We start from the raw sequence: 19265 nt of genomic DNA on the forward strand, positions 1-19265 counted from the left end.
AGGCTTGGTCGGTCGGCGGCGATTGGTCGTTGCGAGCAAGTGCGAGCATAGTCTGTTTTCCCCCGAATGGGGGATAGCCCAGCATCCATCCCGGTGGTTACTCTTGCAAAGATTTTGTCGATTTCTCCGGAGGAGTCCCGCAATGAGTTGGCAGCAGCCACCGTCCCGCGGGATCCGCCGGGTGTACTCCGAGGGTCCTGCTGGCCCGCCGTTTCCGGGGCAGCAGCCCAGGGCCGCGCAGCAGTATTCCAGCGTTGAGGGCACTCACTCATCGCCGACGTCGGGGGCCTTCGCCCCAGCAACCTCTGCGGACCAGCGAGAAGCTGATCGGCTTGAGGCGCAGGTACGAGCTCAGGCCGCCGACCTCAGTCGCCAGATGGCGGGCATCGTCGCGTCCCTGGCTAGCCTTCGCTCTGAGGTCCGGGCGGACTCTGTCGAGCGCGCCGCGCAGGTGCGTCGCGACCGCAGCGCCATCGAGGGGTCGGCCTTCGCCGACATCGAGAGTCAGATGCGGGCTGAGTCGCAGCGTGCGCGGCGGCAGGTCGAGGCTGCAGCCGAAGCCCTGGCGCCAGGCATTGCGGGAGCGCCGTGGCACTCGGAGTCGGCGTCGTTTGAGATGGGTGCCGGTCCTGCCCGGTACCTGCGTATCGGTGATCTCGGTGACGGTCTCGCCGCGCTGGCACCGTTTCTGCTTTCCACCAATTGGCTTCTCGACGGGGACCGGCAGGCAGTCACCGGCCTCGTCCAGAGTGCATTGGTGCGCACCGCAGCGCAGGTGCCGCTGTCGCACCTGACTGTGCACGTCTTCGATCCGACGATCAGCGGTGTGACGAGTGTCCTGGCGCCGCTCCGCAAGGCCAAGGCCGCGTCCCTGCCCAGCCCGATGCACAGCGCAGACCAGCTCCGCGAAGTACTGGTTGGGTTGATCGCCCTCGCCGGCCGTAACGCGGAACTGATCGGCGCCCAACATCTGCCGGACCTGGGCGCGCTGTGGCAAACAGAAGGGATCCCGACCGGAGAGTTCGCACTACTCGTGGTGCTCGACTACCCCAACGGGATCGACGAGGCCACCCAGAACATGCTGATCAGGCTGGCAGAGACCGGGCCGTCACGCGGTGTGACTCTCCTGGTGACGGGGGATCCCGCGGTCCGCGCCGAGCGGGGTGTCAAGCCCAAGCATCTGCGTGAACGGCTGCTCGGCATCACCTGTGAGGACGGAGTCTGGGAGGTTCCGGGTCTGTCTGCGATGACGATCGCCGACGAAGGTCCGCCGCAACCGGCGGTACTCGCCGAGGTACTGGGGGCGGTGACCCGTGCGGCGTCGGAGTCGAGTGGACCGACGATCGAGTTGCGCGAGCTGATCGGCCAGTTCGCTGCTGACCCGTGGCGCGAAACCGCCGACGACGAGATCGAAGCGATCATCGGGCGGGCGGGCCGGGAGCCGCTGTCGATCGCGTTCCGCTCGGAGAATCCGCCGCACCCGAACATGCTGGTCGGTGGTGCGGTGGGTCAGGGCAAGTCGAATCTACTGTTGGACATCATCTACTCGCTGGCCGCTAGGTATGCGCCGGACGAGCTGGAAATGCTGCTTCTCGACTTCAAACAGGGGCTCGAGTTCAAAAGGTTTGATGCCGACGCGGACGGGCGTAACTGGCTGCCGCACACGCGCATCCTGTGCTTGGAGTCCGACAAGGCGTTCGGCCTCTCGGTGCTCCAATACGTCGCCGACGAGATGGTTCGGCGTGCAGACCTGTTCAATCGGGCGCGGGCCAACGGTTTCACGGCGTACCGGGCGATGACCGGTGACAAGATGCGGCGCCTGCTGCTCATCGTCGACGAGTTCCAAGTCCTGTTCGACGGGCACGACGACCTGACGGTGGAAGCGGTTCGGCTGTTCGAGACGATCGCCAAGCAGGGGCGCGCCTACGGAATTCACCTTCTTCTCTCGTCGCAGACAGTATCCGGAATCTCCGGTCTCAACGTGAAGGGTGATTCGATCTTCGCGCAGTTCCCGATCCGGGTCTCGTTGAAGAACACTCGCGAAGAGTCTGAGGCGATCCTGTCGCGACACAACACCGCCGCAGCGGATCTGACCTACCGCGGCGAAGTGATCGTGAATCGGAACCTCGGCATGGCCGGCGACGGTGCCAATGAGCGTGGCATTGCGGCGTTCGCCGAGCCCGCCTACCTCGTCGACCTGCAGTCGCAACTGTGGACGCGAGCCGTCGACCGGGGCATCGCCGCGCCGCCGTGGGTGTTCATGGGCCGCAGCTCGGCTCAGTGGCCCAATCCAGTGGCTGTCGGCGAGGAGGGGCAGTGGGCCTGGCTGGGCCGACCGGTCGCGGTGACCGATGCGCCGGTGGCGGTGGATCTGGCCGGTGACGGCGATACCTCGATCGCCCTGGTCGGCACCGGCGACGATACTGCGGCCGCCGTACTCGGCGGCGTCGTGTTCACGGCAACTGCACGTTGGCAGCCGGGAGATCGAGTGCTGATCGTGGAGGGTGCGCCGGCAAACCCCGATCTCGAGGCGGTCTTCGGCGTCGTCCTCCCCGAATGCGAACGCCGGGGAATCCGTGTCGACCGCGTGGGAGCCGAGGAGGCTCTGGCAGCGGTGCTGCAGCTGCGCGAGGAGAGCGTCACGACCCTGGTGCTCGCACACGGCTTGCATCGGCTGGATCTGTCCCAGGTCCTGGAGACCGACCCGGAGAGTTACACCACGCTGACCGGTGCGGACCTGATGGGGCAGCTTGCCACCGGGGTCCTCAACCCCGCGGCCTCATTGGTGGCGTGGTGGCCGCAACTGCGCGCAGCCGATGATGCGCTCGGATTCGATCATGCCGGTGTAGGTACCTACGTCCTGCTTCGAGTGGGCATGGATGATTTGCGTTCGGTGGCGGGCGCCCACGCGCTGCCCTTCGAAGGAAGTCCCCGGATCGGCGTGTTCGGCCGCCATGACGAGTTCGGGCTGCGCGAGGTTATTCCGTTCGCTTCGATCGATGGCGCGACTATCGCGAACTCGATGGGCAGGGCGCGATGAGTACATACCAGGACTATCTGAGTGGATTGAACGCGCTGGCCACGCTCGATGACGTCGCCGAGCGGCAGCGTGGCGAGATTCGCGCGGCGAGCCAGGCCGCAATTGCGGCGGCCGATGAAGCCGGGCGCCGCGCGGACGGCGAGCTCGAGGTTCTCGATCAGCAGCGCAATCGTGTGCAGCGTGAGGTCGCCGGATTGTGCCGATCGGTCGGCGTCCCGATGATCGACGATCCCGTGCCCCGGTTCGGCACGCTGCAGGAGATCAGACGAGCGCTGGAGGAGATCGGCCGTCAGGTTGAGCGAACCCAGAAGGACTGGCAGTGGGCCGAGCGCCACCGCCAGCAGCACGTCGTGCCACCGGTCGCGGCCGAACCCGTCTACACGCCACCACCACCGCAGCGGCCGACCGCGCCCACCCCGCCGACGGGAGGCGTCAATCCGCGACTGGTCGTTGCGGCAGCGGCGCTGCTGCTCCTGCTCCTAGTCGTGCTGGTGCTGGTGGTTCTATGACCGGTCAGAACGATGGTGCGGCCACCGCAAGTAAGGAGACACTGTGCTGAATCGGCAATTCCGGCGGGTCCAAGGACCGACCACGATGACCCAACAGGGCTTGAGTCAGCAGCACAGTGTCGGATCAGTGTCGGGACTGGCCGTCCACCAGCGGATCAACCGCCAGAAGCGCCGCTCAATGGAGTTGCTCAATGCGGTTCGCCAGCTCGACGTGGTCGCCGATCCGTCGGCGTACCAGCAGATCATGAACTGGATCCGGGCCGACTATGAAGCGCGGCAGGGTGGAACCATCATGGGGCTGTTTGCGCAGTGTTTCCTGGGTGCCCCGTACGTGGACCACCGACTCGACTTGATGGGCTCGATCTGCGAGCACTTTTCGCGAGGTGATTCGGTGCCAATGCCGTATGCGCAGGCACGCGGCCTCGCGCAGTCGGGTGCATATGCGCACATCGAGCTGTACACGGACGGCGCCATGGTGCCGATTCTGCCGGACGGCACGGCAGTAGAACTGTGACGACATCAGTAAGGAATGCGATGTGGGATGACGATTCGAGCGCAAGCTCAGGCAGGAGACTGAAGTGACTTCAGACGTGCGTATCGATCTGACACCGATCGTTCGCGAGGTGAATCGGGTCGGCCAGCAGTTGGACATGGCGGTGTCCGCGGTATCCGCGGATATCGGCTCGCTGCAACAGGACATGGCGTCGACCCGCGGCGACATTCTCGAGCTTCGTGCGCTTTTCGAGGAGTTCATCGTTCAAGCGGAACGCACCGCTGCCGTGCAGCGTTCGGAAACGGTGCTGGGCAATCTTGAGGCGGAGCTGGACCGCGAATACGGTCATTACAAGGCTGTGCGACGTACCTCCGTCGGTACGCTCCAAGCGTTTGACATCGGCAACGTCACCAATCGCACGGTCCAGCAGGTCAGCGAAGAGCTGATGATTCAAACGCCGCGCTATTGGCTGGCGCCGGCACTGGTCGGCTTGGCGGCGTGGTCGCGCGATGACGCGGAGTTGGCGGAGAAATCCATCGCCGCGGCCTTTGACCGCGACCCGGCGAAGACGGGCTTGTTCTTCGCTTTGGTGTTGCGACGCCAAGGTCGGTCGGAAGCTGCGACGCGCTGGCTCCGGCACTACCTGGGCTCGCTCGATCCGCGGATGCTCACCCGTGAGTTCGCCGTGATCCTGGAGGCGACCGGGCAGGATGCCTTCGGCGCACACGGCCGTGAACTCGTCGCCGCCCAATTGCTGGAATGGAATGAGCAGCTTCGGTCGGATCCCGCTGTGACGGCGAAGCAGGTCGATGAATGGGTCGAGGAGATGCGGATTCACCGCGGCACACTCGACAACAAGCTGTACCCGAACCTTGCCGCGCTGTCGCCACAGTGGACGGCGTTCAAGGATCTACTCGAGGGCGCGTCGGCGAATCGAAACGTGATCGCCAAATACCAGGCCGTGCGCGGGGCGCATGTCGCGCTGACCGCCGATACCTCCGATCGTCTTGACGAGATCCTGGAGATGCTCGTCACCGAGTTCGACGAAGAAGAACTGCCGTATGCGCGTGAGGTCCTGTTCCATCGCGCGGTCATTGAGCACAACGGCGACGTGACTCGGGCCAGAGAAACCGCTGATGCCGAGACCACAGCGCTGGACGAATCCCTCGACCTGGTCACGTTGCAGACCCAGATCGCGCTCCGGCCCGAGCTGTTGGCGGTGTCGACAGGCACCCAACAGATCGCCGTCGGGATCGGCCGAGAGGACTTCGTCAAGGCCATCGCCGTCTACAGCGGAGGCTATCGGCGTAACTACCTCGACGCCGTCGACCTGGTATTCGGTCCCCAGCATTCGACATTCGCCGCGAATCTCGGGTTCCCCGGTTGGCAGGTGAATACCAATACCCCGCAGGGAGAGGGGGAGCAATCGCTCGTCAACACCTGGGGAGCGGCCATGCAGGCCTACCTCGAGCGCGTGCGCTTCAAGCCGATCACCGCGGTGATTCCGGCACTGATCGCCGTGGTCCTCACCTTCATCGGGTTCCTGGTGGGCGTTGGAGCGGGGCTGGTCATGTTGCTGCTCGGCGGCGGCGGCGCGGCGGGATACGTCTGGTGGAAGAAACGGGAAGCCGACAAACTGTACAACGAGGCCGTGCGGACGCGCGATCAGGCCATCGCGTTCTCCGTCGACATGTATCGCGCGGCGATCGCCGAGTTCGTCGACGCGAAGCTCGCCTACCGGGAGGAAGACCAGCAGGTGCAAAGCTTGACCGATCTCATCAAGTCGTGGCCGACCACTGTCGGTCATCGAGCCGAAGCGGTGGGTGCCTGATGAGTTCCCCAGGAGTTCCCCGGCCAATGCCTCAGCAGCCTCGTCCCGCAACCGGGGGCGCGCCCATTCCACCGGCACCTTCGCGACAGCCTGCTCCGCCCCGTCCTAACGGGGCCGTCCCACCGTCCGGTCCCCACGCTCCCAGACCTGGGGCTCCCTCTCCCCACGTGCCTGGGCTTCGGCCGTCGCCCGGGACCGAGACTCCGGTTGTGCGCCGTCCGACCAGTCGTTTCCTGCCGCCCCCGCCGCCTCCGGAGAAGGACTCAGGGTTGGTTTCGCGGGATTTCGCGCGGGTCAAGCGGAAGAAGGCCGGCACCCCCGAGTTGGGGCGTAAACGAAAGATCGCCGGTGACCTACCGGCGTGGGATCCACTGCCGCCGGGGGAGACGCCCGTGGTCCGCCCCGGCTCGCGCCGATGAGCGGTAGCCCTTACGAACAGTGGGTCATCGCGCTTCGGCAGTGGCAGCACGATCCGGCGACGGATCTGCGCAGCCTGCCCGCACTGAGGGCCGACTCGTTACCGCCGGACGCTTATCAGCGGCTGTTTGCGCACATGCGCACGGCGGTCGACACGATGATGCTCGAGTTCTCGCAGCTGCTCGTCCGCGACATCGGCGCGGCGCGTTCGGAACACGACTATGCGCGGGCGATGGTCGGATTGCGGGTGAGGTTGGCGCGCCGAGTGCAGCTGGCGGAACATCCGGGTCTGCCCGCGGAGGTGCGTGCGGAACTGGCCAAGGGCGTCGAAGCCGACGTCAATGCACTTCAGGCGCAGGTAGAGGAGCTCGTCACCGCGTCGGCCGACCGCTACGGTAGCGACCGCACGCACACCGAACACATGCTGCGCATCGTCCGCCAGAACAGATTCACGGTGGTTCTCGAGCCCGGTTTTCCACTCGAGGCGCTGCTGGCTGGACAGACCGGGTTCGGGTCGACTGCGGGCTTTGCGGCGAGGGGGTCCGCGCATGCCCCGCCGGGGCCCGCCGGGGCCGCAGTCCCTCAGCCAGTCCCGACCAGCGGAGCTGGATTCGTCCGGCGGCGCGTATTCCTCGGCGACAACCGGCCACCCGTTTGATTCGACTTGATTCGACAGGAGTTGCTAAGCCATGCCCAATAGTCGTGACACCCAGGACGAGCTGCGCTCATTTCTGAAGGCGCGCGTGCCACTTGTGGTGGTCCGCACGAGCGAGAACACCCGCGCGATCGATCTGGTCCAACAGGCCAGTTCGGAGTTTCGCTCCATGAGTTTCCACATCCACTCGCGGGCCAAGGGGCTGTTCGAAGTCGGCTCGCAGATGCCGGTCAGCGACGACCGTTCTCTCGTGGGTGCGCTCGACTTCGCTACGTCGACTTTCGCCGCTCGCAGCAACGCCAACTTCATCTTCACCGACGTCGACGACATCGAAACCGACTCGGGTACGTCCCGGCATTTGGCGGAAATGGCTCGACTGGCCGAGGAGCGGCAGGGCGCAATCATCCTGATCGCTTCGGGGCCTGTGTGGTCAGGCCTCGGTCGCTTGGGGATGTCTGTCACTCTGGATCTGCCAGAACTCGATGAGTTGACGTACATCGTCGACAGTCTGGTGCAAGACCATCGCGCTGTGATGCCGATCGACTGGCAGCACGATGAAATCCGGCGGGCCGCGGAGATTCTGGTCGGTGTGACGCAGACAGAAGCGATCAACGCGCTCACGACGCTGCTGGCCAAGGGGTCGCTGGTTCGTGAAGACGTCGAGACGTTGTCGCAGTTCAAAGACCGAATCTTCGGTGACCAGGCCGGCATCGAACGCGTCAAGCTGGTGGACAGCGACTACAGCATCGGTGGTCTGCAAAACCTGCGCGAATGGCTGAACGTCCGGCACGAGTTGATCAAGTCCGACTTGTCGAACTCGCCACTCCGCCCGCCTCGTGGAGTCTTGCTGGTGGGTGTACCCGGGTGCGGCAAGTCGCTGAGTGCCAAGGCGATCGCCGCCGAATGGAGACTGCCGCTCTATCGATTGGACATGGCGTCGATCCTCGGCATGTACGTCGGCGTCTCCGAGAGCCGCCTCAAGGAGGCGCTCGAGGCGGCTGATCGGGTGGCGCCGTGTGTGCTCTGGATCGACGAAATCGAAAAGGCGCTCGCGGGAGGGCAGGGAGACTCCGGAACAACCAGGCGTCTGATAGGACAGTTCCTGTTCTGGCTGCAGGAGTCTCGGTCCAAGGTGTTCATGGTGGCCACTGCCAACGATGTCAGTTCGCTGCCTCCTGAGCTGTTGCGAAAAGGGCGATTTGACGAGATCTTCTTCGTCGATCTGCCTGACGAGGACGACCGCCGCGAAATCCTGACGTTGTACTTCCGCAAGTACCTCTCCTACGACCCTTCGCCGTACCTGCTCGCCGACCTGGTGGCACTCACCGAGGGCTTCGCAGGTTCCGACTTGGATGCGGCCGTTCACGAAATCGCCACGGCAGCATTCCTGAACCACACCGGGGTGCCGTCCGAGGAGTTCATCAAGGACGTCATCGGCAACGTGGTTCCGTTCAGCCGCACCAACCCGGAAGAAGTCGAATCGATCCGCGCCTGGGGTCGGGACCGTGCGCTACCTGCGGGCCGAACAGTCGCCGCCGGCCCGGTCGACGCGGGACGTGGCCCGGCTCGCCGCATCGTGGTCTTGAACTGAACACTCCTCACCTACAAACGAAAGTGCACTCGTGTCCGAACTGATCAAACTCAAGAGCACCATCAACTCGATCGCTGGATCCGCCAAGCAGACGGCGGGCAACCTGGGTTCGTTCAATGCGACTTTCAGTAAGCAGCGGCAGAGTGTCGAAGCGGCTATCAAGGGCAGTTCGCAGCGCAAGGACCAGGAGGTGCTGAACGCACTCAGTCAGGCAGACAAGCAGGTGAAAGCCGCTGCCGCAGCACTACAGAATGCCGCGCAGATCGCCTCTCGGTACGGCGCTTCGCTGTAGTGGCCAATCGTGCGTCTGCGGCGCCGCAGGACCCTGCTGCTCTCGACCGTGCCGCCCGCGATCTGGAAGCGATCGCAGTCAACTGTCAGCGGGAACAGGCACGCCTGGCCGAATGGAGTGCCCGGGTGGCGCCGATGTCCGAGCGCACGCGGGCGGTGATCGGACAGTCAGCCACCGGCGAGGACCGGACGATGAGTCAGCATCTGGATCGCACCTCCGCTCGGCTGCAGAAGTCAGTGGGTGAGTTGCACCAGGCGGTGATCCTCGCTCGGCAGTTAGCTGACCAGGCGCGCAGGCACGCGGAGCAGGCGCGTGCTCAGCAGGCACAGAATCAACGGGGGCAACGGTAGCGATGGGTTCGCAACTACAGGACCTTGCAGCGAAAACGAGGGAACTCGGCAAGGCGGCTCGGCCCGGTGTCAACGATGTGAGTCGGGCGGCCAAGACGGTCGGGGACATGGTGGCCACAGCGCGGCGGGCCGGACAGTCCGGTGTCGATACCGGCCGACTCGCCTCGCTGCTGAACTCGGCGGCGCGTGAGGCGGACTCTGCGGCCAACGGGCTCTCGCAGTACGCCGACGGCGCTCAAGCTTTCGCGGGTCGATTGGCTTTCGCGCACTTCGCCCGCGGCGCGCGCGGGAACGCCGCCGCGATCATCACCTCGGCCATGCTGAGCGGCGTCTCCACGGCCGGCGGGTTATCGACGCCGTTGACGGGGGCCGTCGACGCCCACTTCGGTAATCATGATGCAGCGATCGCACAGATGGAAGCTTCCCGGCCGGGAGTCGGCGACATGGACCGGAGCGACCACCGGGACGATCATCTGTCCCGTCCGGTGGCGGCGCCGACGATGGGCCAGCACCCGCCGAAGAAGAAGTAGCCGAAGGGCGTGTGGAATGCGATTGGCTCTGTCCGGCCCGGTCGCGTAGCATAGAACCTCGGTGCGTCGTGCGTTCACGCATGCGTGCGACTAGTCGCGCGTTGCACCGACCGTAGCGGAAAAACACAAGATTCAACCGGGAGACGCACATCACGTCGACCAGAATCGCGGAGGACATGGCTAAGAAAGACGGAGCCATTGAGGTCGAGGGTCGCGTTGTCGAGCCCCTGCCCAATGCGATGTTTCGCATTGAGCTGGAGAACGGCCACAAGGTACTCGCCCACATCAGCGGGAAGATGCGTCAGCACTACATTCGCATCCTTCCGGAAGACCGGGTCGTCGTAGAGCTTTCGCCCTACGACCTCAGTCGCGGCCGCATCGTCTACCGCTACAAGTAGACCGCCGGGCTCGCGAGCGAGTCCCGGACCTCAAATAAGGAGAAGCTGACGTGAAGGTCAACCCCAGCGTCAAGCCGATCTGTGAGAAGTGCAAGGTGATCCGCCGTAACGGTCGGGTCATGGTGATCTGCGAAAACCTGCGCCACAAGCAGCGTCAGGGCTGATCCGCGTTCTTCTTCAGGTCCGCTTGAAGAACACAACTGAACATCGGCAAGTGTAGGAACTCTCAGCACCAGCGAGCGCAGACGCGCGCTCGCCTACCCCCGGACAGAGGCCGGGGCCCGTCGCAGAGGCGGGACGGACTGGGAGCAGACCTCTGAAAATCGAAGGAAGAATCACATGGCACGTGTTGCCGGTGTTGATCTCCCCCGCGAGAAGCGGCTGGAGATCGCACTTACTTACATCTTCGGGGTGGGTCGTACCACCTCCAAGGAGATCCTTGCCGCGACCGGTCTGAACCCGGACATGCGCGCCAAGGACCTCACGGACGCCGACGTTTCGAAGCTCCGTGAGTACATCGAAGCCTCGGTCAAGGTTGAGGGTGACCTGCGCCGCGAGGTGCAGGCTGATATCCGTCGCAAGATCGAGATCGGCTGCTACCAGGGTCTGCGTCACCGTCGTGGCCTGCCCGTCCACGGTCAGCGCACCAAGACCAATGCTCGTACCCGTAAGGGTCCGAAGAAGACCATCGCCGGGAAGAAGAAGTAATGCCCCCCAAGTCACGTAGTGCTGGCCCGAAGAAGGGCACTCGTCGTCGCGACAAGAAGAACGTCCCGCACGGCCAGGCGCACATCAAGTCGACGTTCAACAACACGATCGTGTCGATCACCGATCCCGAGGGCAACGTGCTGAGCTGGGCTTCGTCCGGCCACGTCGGCTTCAAGGGTTCGCGTAAGAGCACCCCGTTCGCCGCGCAGCTCGCTGCCGAGAACGCTGCCCGCAAGGCCATGGAGAACGGCGTCAAGAAGGTCGACGTCTTCGTCAAGGGACCGGGTTCGGGTCGCGAGACCGCCATTCGTTCGCTGCAGGCAGCCGGCCTCGAGGTCGGCACCATCTCCGACGTGACCCCGCAGCCGCACAACGGCTGCCGCCCGCCCAAGCGGCGCCGGGTCTAGCGGAGAGGGAGGAAAAGGAAAATGGCTCGTTATACCGGCCCCGCAACCAAGAAGTCCCGTCGTCTTCGCGTCGACCTGATCGGTGGAGACCAGGCGTACGAACGTCGTCCGTACCCGCCCGGCCAGCACGGCCGCGCGCGGATCAAGGAGACCGAGTACCTGCTGCAGCTGCAGGAGAAGCAGAAGGCTCGCTTCACCTACGGCGTCATGGAGAAGCAGTTCCGTCGCTACTACGAGGAAGCCAACCGTCGCGCCGGCAAGACCGGTGACGAGTTGCTGAAGATCCTCGAGACCCGTCTGGACAACGTCGTCTACCGTGCCGGCCTGGCCCGCACGCGTCGTCAGGCTCGTCAGCTGGTCAGCCACGGTCACTTCACCGTGAACGGCCACTCGGTGGACGTCCCCAGCTACCGCGTCAGCCAGTACGACATCATCGACGTCAAGCCGAAGTCGCTGGCGACCCCGCCGTTCCAGATCGCCAAGGAGACCCTCGGCGAGCGTCCGGTTCCGGCGTGGATCCAGGTTGTCCCCTCGACGCTGCGTCTCCTCGTGCACAACGTGCCCGAGCGCGCGCAGATCGATGTGCCGCTCACCGAGCAGCTCATCGTCGAGTACTACAGCAAGTAATCGCCGCGGCAGCAGAGGCTGTCCCGGTTCACCCTCGAGGCCGTCATATAGCGGGCGGCCAAAGGAGAATCACTCACCATGCTGATTTCCCAGCGACCCACTCTGTCTGAAGAGGTCATCGCCGAGAACCGCTCGAAGTTCGTCATCGAACCCCTCGAGCCGGGCTTCGGCTACACCTTGGGTAACTCGCTGCGGCGCACCCTGCTGTCGTCCATCCCGGGCGCAGCAGTGACCAGCATCCGCATCGACGGCGTCCTGCACGAGTTCACCACCGTTCCGGGTGTGAAGGAAGATGTCACCGGCATCATCCTGAACCTCAAGGGTCTCGTGGTCAGCTCGGAAGAAGACGAGCCGGTCACCATGTACGTCCGTAAGCAGGGTCCGGGAGCCGTCACCGGCGCCGACATCGTGCCGCCCGCCGGCGTCACCGTGCACAACCCGGATCTGCACATCGCCACCCTGAACGACAAGGGCAAGCTCGAGATCGAGCTCGTCGTCGAGCGGGGCCGCGGCTATGTGCCGGCCGTGCAGAACAAGGCCACCGGCGCCGAGATCGGCCGTATCCCGGTCGACTCGATCTACTCGCCGGTCCTGAAGGTGACCTACAAGGTCGAGGCCACCCGCGTCGAGCAGCGCACCGACTTCGATCGTCTGGTGCTCGACGTGGAGACCAAGAACTCCATCACCGCGCGCGACGCCCTGGCGTCGGCCGGTAAGACCCTGGTCGAGCTCTTCGGCCTGGCTCGGGAGCTCAACGTCGAAGCCGAGGGCATCGAGATCGGACCGTCGCCTGCCGAGGCCGATCACATCGCCGCCTTCAGCCTGCCGATCGAGGATCTGGAGCTGACCGTTCGTTCGTACAACTGCCTCAAGCGCGAGGGTGTTCACACCGTCGGCGAGCTGGTGGCGCGTACCGAGTCGGATCTGCTCGACATCCGGAACTTCGGTCAGAAGTCGATCGACGAGGTCAAGGTCAAGCTGCACGGCCTGCAGCTGTCCCTCAAGGACAGCCCGGCCAGCTTCGACCCCTCGCAGGTCGCTGGGTACGATCCGGCCACCGGGATGTGGAGTGATGAGTCGTCGTACGGTGACGACGCTGGTGAGGACTTCGCCGAGACCGAGCAGCTGTAGCTGTCGAAGACCATTTGAGACTGCCGGTCTGCGATCGGCGCCCCTCCTAGGAGAAACCAATGCCCAAGCCCACTAAGGGTACCCGCCTCGGCGGGTCGGCCAGCCACCAGAAGGCGATGCTCGCCAATCTGGCTACGGCGCTCTTCGAGCACGGCCGCATCACCACCACCGAAGCCAAAGCCAAGCGGCTGCGTCCGTACGCGGAGAAGCTCATCACCCACGCGAAGGCCGGCGAACTCGCCAACCGTCGCCAGGTGATGAAGGACATCCGCAACAAGGACATCGTGCACAAGCTGTTCGAGGACATCGCTCCGCTGTACTCGAGCCGTGACGGTGGCTACACCCGCATCATCAAGACCCTGCCCCGTAAGGGTGACAACGCGCCGATGGCCGTGATCGCCCTGGTGACCGAGCAGACTGCCTCCTCCGAGGCCAGCCGCTCGACTCGCGCCGCCGCCTCCAAGGCTGCTGCCGAGAAGGCCGCCAACCCGGTCGCAGAGGTCATCGACGAGGCCACCGAGGCCGAGGTCGAGAACGCCGAAGCCGTGTCTGAGGCCGCCGACGAGAACCAGGCTGCGGCGACCGCAGACGAGGCTCTCGCCGAGGGTGCCGACGTCGACGGCTCCGACGACGCGAAGTAGTCGGGCGCTCTGATCCAGACGCCCATGACGCAACCCGTCGATCCCCGCGAGGGGGTCGACGGGTTCGTCGTTTCTTCCACGGTGCGCCTGCGTCTGCTCATCGGCTACGACGGCACCGACTTCTCCGGGTGGGCCACCCAGCCGGGGCGCCGGACCGTGTGCGAGACCCTGGAGACGGCGCTGGCCACCGTGTTGCGCGAACCGGTGCGGCTCACCGTGGCCGGTCGCACCGACGCCGGGGTGCACGCGACCGGGCAGGTGGCGCACTTCGACGTGCCGGCCGCGGCCCTGGACACCCGCTCGATCGGCGGCGATCCGTCCCGTCTGGTGCGGCGGCTGGCCAAGCTGCTGCCCGACGACGTTCGGATCAAGGCCGTGGACGCGGTCTCCGGCGACTTCGACGCCCGCTTCTCCGCCTTGGCCCGACGCTACGAGTACCGGCTCACCGACGCGGCCTGGGGCCCCGAACCGCTGTCGGCGCGGCGTACCGCCGACTGGCCTCGGCCCCTGGACCTGACGGCCCTCAACGCGGCATCGGCGTCGCTGCTGGGTCTGAACGACTTCGCCGCCTTCTGTCGTTTCCGGGAGGGATCGACGACGATCCGCGAACTGCAGGAGTTCAGCTGGCGTCGCGACGACGAGGGCGTCCTGGTCGGTCGGGTGGTGGCCGACGCCTTCTGTTGGTCCATGGTGCGCTCCCTGGTCGGCGCGGTGGCCGCCGTCGCCGAGGGGCGGCGGGACCTGGACTGGTGCGTCGGCCTGCTCGCCGAACGCACCCGCAGCGCGGAGGTGCCGGTGGCGCAGGCGCGCGGCCTCGCCCTGGCGGAGGTGTACTACCCGCCGCCGGCCGAATGGGCCGCCCGCAACGAACGCACCCGCGACGTCCGGTCCGCGACGGACCTCGGCGGCGGCTGCTGCGGCGGCTGACGATCCGTTCTGCGACCGTCCGGCCCTCTCGAACCAGAGCTGTCAGAGGCCATCGCGTCGATAGGCGGACAATTCGGCGAGCAGCTCGGCCACCAGCGGGTTGGGTGCGGCGTCGGTGCGCAGCACGGCCGATACCGACAGGGTGAAGTCCAGACTGCGGCGGCACGCCAGCCCCGGCACCAGCGGATCCTCGTAGAGGATGGTCCAGCTGTCGGGCTGATTGATCAGCTCGAAGGCCACCGGATGTCGGGGGCGCAACTGGGGGCCGTAGCGCGGTGTCACCCCCGCGCGCGTGAAGACCTTCTCGACCAGCCGGTGCAGCAGCACCTGGTCTTCGGCGGACGGGAGAATCAGCGGATACTCCGCCAGCTCCGCGGGGCTGGGGCTGCGCGCGCTTGCGGCCATCGGGTGCCGCGCGGAGAAGGCGATCACGGGCTGATCCACCCACAGCGGATCCCGATACAGCCCCGGACGATCGACGGACCCCCGCACCAACGCCAGGTCTGCCTCGCCGCCCGCGACGGCGTCGATGCGCTGCCCGAACGGTTTGAGGAGGAAGTCGATCTCGGCTTCCGGATGTCGCTCGCGGACGGCGGCCACTGCGCTCAGTGCGGCGCGGGCGAAGGACATGTTGGCGGCGATGGCCACCCGGTCGGGTCGGGGAGCGACCGCGGCGATGGCGTCGTCGCGGAGCGCGAGCATCTGTTCGGCGCGGGGGAGGAGCAGTTCGCCGGCCTCGGTCAGCCGCACCGTGCGCGTACTGCGGTCGAAGAGTTCCACGCCCAGCTCGCGTTCCAGCGCGGCGATCTGGTGGCTCACCGCCGACTGCGAGACGAAACACGCGCGTGCGGCCTTGGCGAAGCCGCCGTGTGCGGCCACCGCCGCCAGGTACTCCAACTGCCGAAACTCCATGACCTCATTGTATGAGCAAAACAGATAGGTGCAATACGATTTATCGTGGTCTTCGGCCTTGTGAACCCGAGGTTGTATTCGCCAGAGTGGTGTCATTCGATTTTTCTCAAGCGTGAGGAGTTGGCCGTGCGGAGCACCGACGTCGTCGTCATCGGTTCGGGTTTCGGTGGTTTGTCCGCCGCCAAGCAGTTGGCCAAGTCCAAGGTGCCGACGACGCTGATCTCGGCCACCCCCGAGCACCTGTTTCAGCCGCTGCTGTACCAGGTGGCCACCGGTGTGCTCGACGCCGAGGAGATCGCTCCGCCGATCGCCGAGGTGCTCTCCGGCTACGACACCGTCGACGTCGTGGAGGGCTATGTGAGCGCACTGGACGCGCAGGCCCAGGTGGTGACGTACGAGACCGCAGCGGGCACCGAGCAGATCGGCTACAAGAAGCTGATCGTCGCAGCCGGTGCCGCACAGGGCTACTTCGGGCATGACGACTGGGCCGATCGCACGTTCTCACTCAAGTCGCTCGACGATGCGGTCACGCTGCGCGCGCACCTGTACGACTGCGTGCAGGCGCCGCTGAACGACGAGGCCGCACACACCTTCGTCGTGGTGGGCGGCGGCGCGACCGGGGTGGAGATCGCCGGTCAGATCCGCGAACTGCACGACCGCTTCTTCACCGACGTGCCTGCCACGGTGTACCTGGTGGAGGGCGCCGGCGACCTGCTGCCGGTGTACGGCGGACGGCTGTCGGCGTTCGCGCGGGAGAAGCTGGAGGCCTCCGGCATCGAGGTGCTGACCAATGCCTTCGTGACCGAGATCGGCGGCGACGTGGTGACCGTGTCCGGCGCCGACGGCGAGCGGCAGATCCGTTCGCGCACCGTCGTCTGGTCGGCCGGCGTGCAGGCCACTCCGCTGGCCGGAGTGATCGCGGAGGCCACCGGCTGCGAGACCGATCGTGCCGGTCGGCTCCTGATCAACCCCGACCTCACCGTGGGCGGTCGCGCCGACGTCTTCGCCATCGGCGACATGACCAGCCTGCGGGGATATCCCGGACAGAGCCCCGTCGCCATGCAGCAGGGTCGCCACGCGGCCGACATGATCCGCGGCAAGACCGTCACCGGGACCGCCTTCCACTACCTCGACAAGGGCTCGATGGCCGTGGTGAACCGGCACAACGCCGTGGTCGACGCCCCGCTGGGCATCAAGCTGACCGGCTTCCTCGGCTGGCTCACCTGGCTCGGGGTGCACCTGTTCTACCTGGTGGGCTTCCGGAATCGGGTCGCGGCCGTGGTGTCCTGGTTCCGCTCGTTCGCCGGCAGCAAGCGCCCGGGCTTCGACGAGGTGGGTGCGGCCCGCACCGGCGCCGAGACCGAAGCCGTCGAGGTCCGCGACACCATCGCAGACCAAGCGCCGGGCCGGGCCGCCGCCGCGACCCGGGAGCAGGAACAATCGGTCAGCTGACGCTGCGTTCGTCCTCCATGGCCTCGAAGATCTCGCCCAGCAGGTCGTCGTCGCCGACCATCTCGTCGAGGCGCTGACCGGCCGACATCAGAGCGTGCCAATTGGCCGGATCGAATTCGATCGGCTCGGTGGTGGCGATGAAGTCCAGCACCAGGTCGACGAAGCGGCGCGGATCGTCCCGGAAGGGGAAGTGCCCGGCGCCGGCGAAGATCTCCACGTCGGCGTGCGGGATCGCGGCGCCGATCAGGGCCGCGTGATGGACCGGGATCACCGTGTCGTTGTCGCCCCACACCACCAGCATCGGCAGGCGCTCGGTGAGATAGGCGCGGTCGAGCATGGTCACCGTCTGCCCGCGCCAATCGACGACGGCGCGCAGGGTGCGGGTGAAGGCGGCGTGCGCGTGCGGGTCGGTCAGATCGTCGAGGATCCGGAACAGATCCTGATGGTCGGTGATCACCGCGCGCGGGGCGAGGCTTTCGGGCAGGCCGGGCAGCGCGTCCGCGCGCGCCAGGGTGCGCGCGGTGCCGCGGACCAGCGGGGACACCCCGGTCAGGCGCAGACCGCGCAGCAGTACCGGGACCCCGGGCACCGAGGCCAGGCGCAGCACCGGATTGACGTCGGTGGTGACGCCGCCGGCGGCCACCAGCACCAGGCGCTGGACGAAGCGCGGGAACTGGTAACAGAACTGCATGGCCACGCCGCCGCCGAGCGAGTGGCCCACCACCGTCACGCGGGTGATGCCCAGGACCACCAGCAGGTCGCGCATGCCGTTGGCGAAGGCGGCCACCGAGTAGTCGGCGCGCGGCTTCTCCGAGAGGCCGTGGCCGAGCAGGTCCGGGGCGATGACCGTGTGGTCGCGAGCGAGCTCGTCGATGATCTCGTCGAAGGTCGACGAGTTGTCGCCGATGCCGTGAATCAGCAGGATGGCCGGGCCTTCGCCGGCGATGCGGAAGGCTCGGCGGTAGCCGTGGATCATCCGGTACTCGATGCGCGCAGTCATGCGGACCTCCAACAGGGGGTAGCGGTCCGGCGTGAACGCCGGACGTTCACCCCCTATTCAACCCCCGTTCCGGGTCGCATGCCCACTCGAGGGGCCCTCAGTCCGGCAGGAACGGCGGGTGTCGCCGCAGTGTGGTGCCCCCGAAATCGTCGGCGATGGTGGCCGCGAGCTCCACGAAGCCGCGCCGGGTCCGTCGGCTCAGCAGGTCCAGGTCGATCGCCGAGCCCTCCGCGAGGTGATCGTCGAAGGCGATGGTCTGTACGGCGCGGCAGCGCGTGAGGAAGTGCTGGCTCAGCTGGTCCAGGTCGATCGACGACGAGCCCGGGCGCGCGGAACTGAGCACCACCACCGACCGGGCGATCAGGTGTCCGAAACCGTGGCCGGCCAGCCAGTCCAGCGTGGCACCGGCGCTGCGGGCACCGTCGAGTGCGGGGGAACTGACCAGGATCAGCGCATCGGCCAGATCGAGCACGCCGCGCATCGCCGAGTGTGCGACAGTCCGGTCCCGCAGTCGGTGAGCACGATGTTGTAGTACCGCTGCAGCACCGACATCACGCCCCGGTACTCCTCCTCGCTGAAGGCTTCGGCGGCGGCCGGGTCGCGTTCGGAGGCCAGCACCTCCAGGCGGCTCGGAGCCTGCGAGGTGTGGGCGCGCACATCCGAGTACCGGTGGATCGCCGGATCGGCCAGCAGATCGCGCACCGTGGAGTCGGTCTGCAGCGGAATCCGTTGGGCCAGGGTGCCCAGGTCCGGGTTGGCGTCGACGGCGATCACGCGATCCCCGCGCAGCGAGGCGAAGGTGGAGCCGAGACCGATGGCGGTGGTCGTCTTGCCGACGCCGCCCTTGAGGGACAGCACCGCGATCCGGTAGTCCCCGCGCACCGGGCGTCGCACGCGTTCGAGAAGCTCCTGGTACTCCAACTCCGCGGCGGACTGACCGGGGTTGATGGTGCCCGCCGACAGGCTGTGCACCGCACGCCGCCAGCCGCCGGCCGGGGGCCGTCGTGCCGGGCGTAACAGCGCGACCTGATCGAGTGCGGGGCCGGTCGCATACGCCGCGGTCGGCGGCTGTATCGGTGCCGGAACAGGCGGCGGGGGCGGCATCGGCGACGGGCTCGGCGGAGTCGGTGGAAGCGGCGGGGCGGGCGCCTGGGCACCGCTGAGCCACGGCGGCAGGATCGCAGGTGTGTCGGTCATGATCTCCCCCTTCGGAATCCGGGTGTTGCTCCGGCGGTGGGGAACGCTACGCCGGTCACGGGCCCGCCACGCCCGAGAATTCGGCGATGGAACCGCACTGCTGCGCCCAGCGTCCAAGTAAGAAGGCGTGCGATGCGAGGACTCGGCGGCGCGCCGC

The 19265-nt window shown here is 66.4% G+C and carries 20 protein-coding genes and 1 pseudogene; 18 read left to right on the plus strand and 3 right to left on the minus strand.

Going from position 1 to position 19265, the window contains the following annotated elements; genetic code table 11:
- Positions 1 to 22 precede the first annotated feature (22 nt).
- From ACFFJD_RS03820 to truA, 17 genes are all read left to right on the plus strand, one after another.
- Positions 23 to 3040, plus strand: coding sequence for an FtsK/SpoIIIE domain-containing protein (locus tag ACFFJD_RS03820; protein ID WP_382361186.1), 3018 nt, complete (start codon positions 23 to 25; stop codon positions 3038 to 3040).
- Positions 3037 to 3549 (plus strand): hypothetical protein, encoded by a 513-nt coding sequence (locus ACFFJD_RS03825; RefSeq protein WP_382361189.1) that lies wholly within the window; start codon positions 3037 to 3039, stop codon positions 3547 to 3549. The genes ACFFJD_RS03820 and ACFFJD_RS03825 overlap by 4 nt, the downstream gene beginning before the upstream one ends.
- Before the next feature lie 85 nt (positions 3550 to 3634).
- Entirely contained in the window at positions 3635 to 4063 is a 429-nt protein-coding gene (locus ACFFJD_RS03830) for a hypothetical protein (protein WP_382361192.1), read from the plus strand.
- Positions 4064 to 4127: 64 nt separating this feature from the next.
- The gene (locus ACFFJD_RS03835; RefSeq protein WP_382361195.1) at positions 4128 to 5873 is read left to right on the plus strand and encodes a hypothetical protein; all 1746 of its coding nucleotides are present in this window, start codon (positions 4128 to 4130) and stop codon (positions 5871 to 5873) included.
- 415 nt (positions 5874 to 6288) lie between these two features.
- On the plus strand, positions 6289 to 6948 hold the full coding sequence (locus ACFFJD_RS03840) for a hypothetical protein (protein WP_382361198.1): 660 nt from the start codon (positions 6289 to 6291) through the stop codon (positions 6946 to 6948).
- Between the two features lie 31 nt (positions 6949 to 6979).
- On the plus strand, positions 6980 to 8536 hold the full coding sequence (locus ACFFJD_RS03845; protein ID WP_382361201.1) for an AAA family ATPase: 1557 nt from the start codon (positions 6980 to 6982) through the stop codon (positions 8534 to 8536).
- Between the two features lie 31 nt (positions 8537 to 8567).
- Complete coding sequence (locus ACFFJD_RS03850; RefSeq protein ID WP_382361204.1) at positions 8568 to 8828, plus strand: hypothetical protein; 261 nt, start codon at positions 8568 to 8570, stop codon at positions 8826 to 8828.
- Complete coding sequence (locus ACFFJD_RS03855; RefSeq protein ID WP_382361207.1) at positions 8828 to 9178, plus strand: hypothetical protein; 351 nt, start codon at positions 8828 to 8830, stop codon at positions 9176 to 9178. The genes ACFFJD_RS03850 and ACFFJD_RS03855 overlap by 1 nt, the downstream gene beginning before the upstream one ends.
- Before the next feature lie 107 nt (positions 9179 to 9285).
- Positions 9286 to 9708, plus strand: a complete 423-nt coding sequence (locus ACFFJD_RS03860; protein WP_382361210.1) for a hypothetical protein — start codon at positions 9286 to 9288, stop codon at positions 9706 to 9708.
- Positions 9709 to 9884: 176 nt separating this feature from the next.
- Positions 9885 to 10106, plus strand: coding sequence for a translation initiation factor IF-1 (infA, locus tag ACFFJD_RS03865; RefSeq protein ID WP_003418601.1), 222 nt, complete (start codon positions 9885 to 9887; stop codon positions 10104 to 10106).
- 50 nt (positions 10107 to 10156) lie between these two features.
- A complete protein-coding gene (rpmJ, locus tag ACFFJD_RS03870) occupies positions 10157 to 10270 on the plus strand; it encodes a 50S ribosomal protein L36 (RefSeq protein ID WP_024332746.1) in 114 nt (37 codons plus the stop codon).
- A gap of 175 nt (positions 10271 to 10445) precedes the next feature.
- Positions 10446 to 10814, plus strand: coding sequence for a 30S ribosomal protein S13 (gene rpsM, locus ACFFJD_RS03875; RefSeq protein ID WP_246991831.1), 369 nt, complete (start codon positions 10446 to 10448; stop codon positions 10812 to 10814).
- Positions 10814 to 11221 carry a 30S ribosomal protein S11 gene (rpsK, locus tag ACFFJD_RS03880; RefSeq protein ID WP_345313830.1) on the plus strand — a complete coding sequence of 136 codons (408 nt, stop codon included), beginning with the start codon at positions 10814 to 10816 and terminating at the stop codon, positions 11219 to 11221. The genes rpsM and rpsK overlap by 1 nt, the downstream gene beginning before the upstream one ends.
- A 21-nt stretch (positions 11222 to 11242) precedes the next feature.
- Positions 11243 to 11848: a 30S ribosomal protein S4 gene (rpsD, locus tag ACFFJD_RS03885; RefSeq protein WP_382361220.1), complete on the plus strand. Its 606-nt coding sequence runs from the start codon at positions 11243 to 11245 to the stop codon at positions 11846 to 11848.
- 78 nt (positions 11849 to 11926) lie between these two features.
- Entirely contained in the window at positions 11927 to 12979 is a 1053-nt protein-coding gene (locus tag ACFFJD_RS03890) for a DNA-directed RNA polymerase subunit alpha (protein ID WP_382361223.1), read from the plus strand.
- Between the two features lie 59 nt (positions 12980 to 13038).
- Positions 13039 to 13620: a 50S ribosomal protein L17 gene (gene rplQ, locus ACFFJD_RS03895; RefSeq protein WP_382361226.1), complete on the plus strand. Its 582-nt coding sequence runs from the start codon at positions 13039 to 13041 to the stop codon at positions 13618 to 13620.
- Positions 13621 to 13644: 24 nt separating this feature from the next.
- Complete coding sequence (truA, locus tag ACFFJD_RS03900) at positions 13645 to 14547, plus strand: tRNA pseudouridine(38-40) synthase TruA (RefSeq protein ID WP_382361229.1); 903 nt, start codon at positions 13645 to 13647, stop codon at positions 14545 to 14547.
- Positions 14548 to 14589: 42 nt separating this feature from the next.
- Here the strand turns inward: truA and ACFFJD_RS03905 are convergent, their stop codons facing one another.
- A complete protein-coding gene (locus ACFFJD_RS03905; protein WP_382361232.1) occupies positions 14590 to 15459 on the minus strand; it encodes a LysR family transcriptional regulator in 870 nt (289 codons plus the stop codon).
- 126 nt (positions 15460 to 15585) lie between these two features.
- Here ACFFJD_RS03905 and ACFFJD_RS03910 point away from each other — a divergent pair, with 126 nt between their 5' ends.
- Positions 15586 to 16911: an NAD(P)/FAD-dependent oxidoreductase gene (locus ACFFJD_RS03910; protein WP_382361235.1), complete on the plus strand. Its 1326-nt coding sequence runs from the start codon at positions 15586 to 15588 to the stop codon at positions 16909 to 16911.
- On the opposite strand, the gene ACFFJD_RS03915 is transcribed toward ACFFJD_RS03910, so the two are convergent.
- Both ACFFJD_RS03915 and ACFFJD_RS03920 read right to left on the minus strand, forming a co-directional pair.
- Positions 16904 to 17911: an alpha/beta fold hydrolase gene (locus tag ACFFJD_RS03915; protein ID WP_382361237.1), complete on the minus strand. Its 1008-nt coding sequence runs from the start codon at positions 17909 to 17911 to the stop codon at positions 16904 to 16906. The genes ACFFJD_RS03910 and ACFFJD_RS03915 overlap by 8 nt on opposite strands.
- Positions 17912 to 18008: 97 nt before the next feature.
- Positions 18009 to 19198 (minus strand): annotated as a pseudogene (locus ACFFJD_RS03920) (MinD/ParA family ATP-binding protein); the annotation flags it as partial.
- Positions 19199 to 19265: the final 67 nt, after the last annotated feature.

This window comes from Gordonia phosphorivorans (genome assembly GCF_042432625.1).
GTDB lineage: Bacteria > Actinomycetota > Actinomycetes > Mycobacteriales > Mycobacteriaceae > Gordonia > Gordonia phosphorivorans.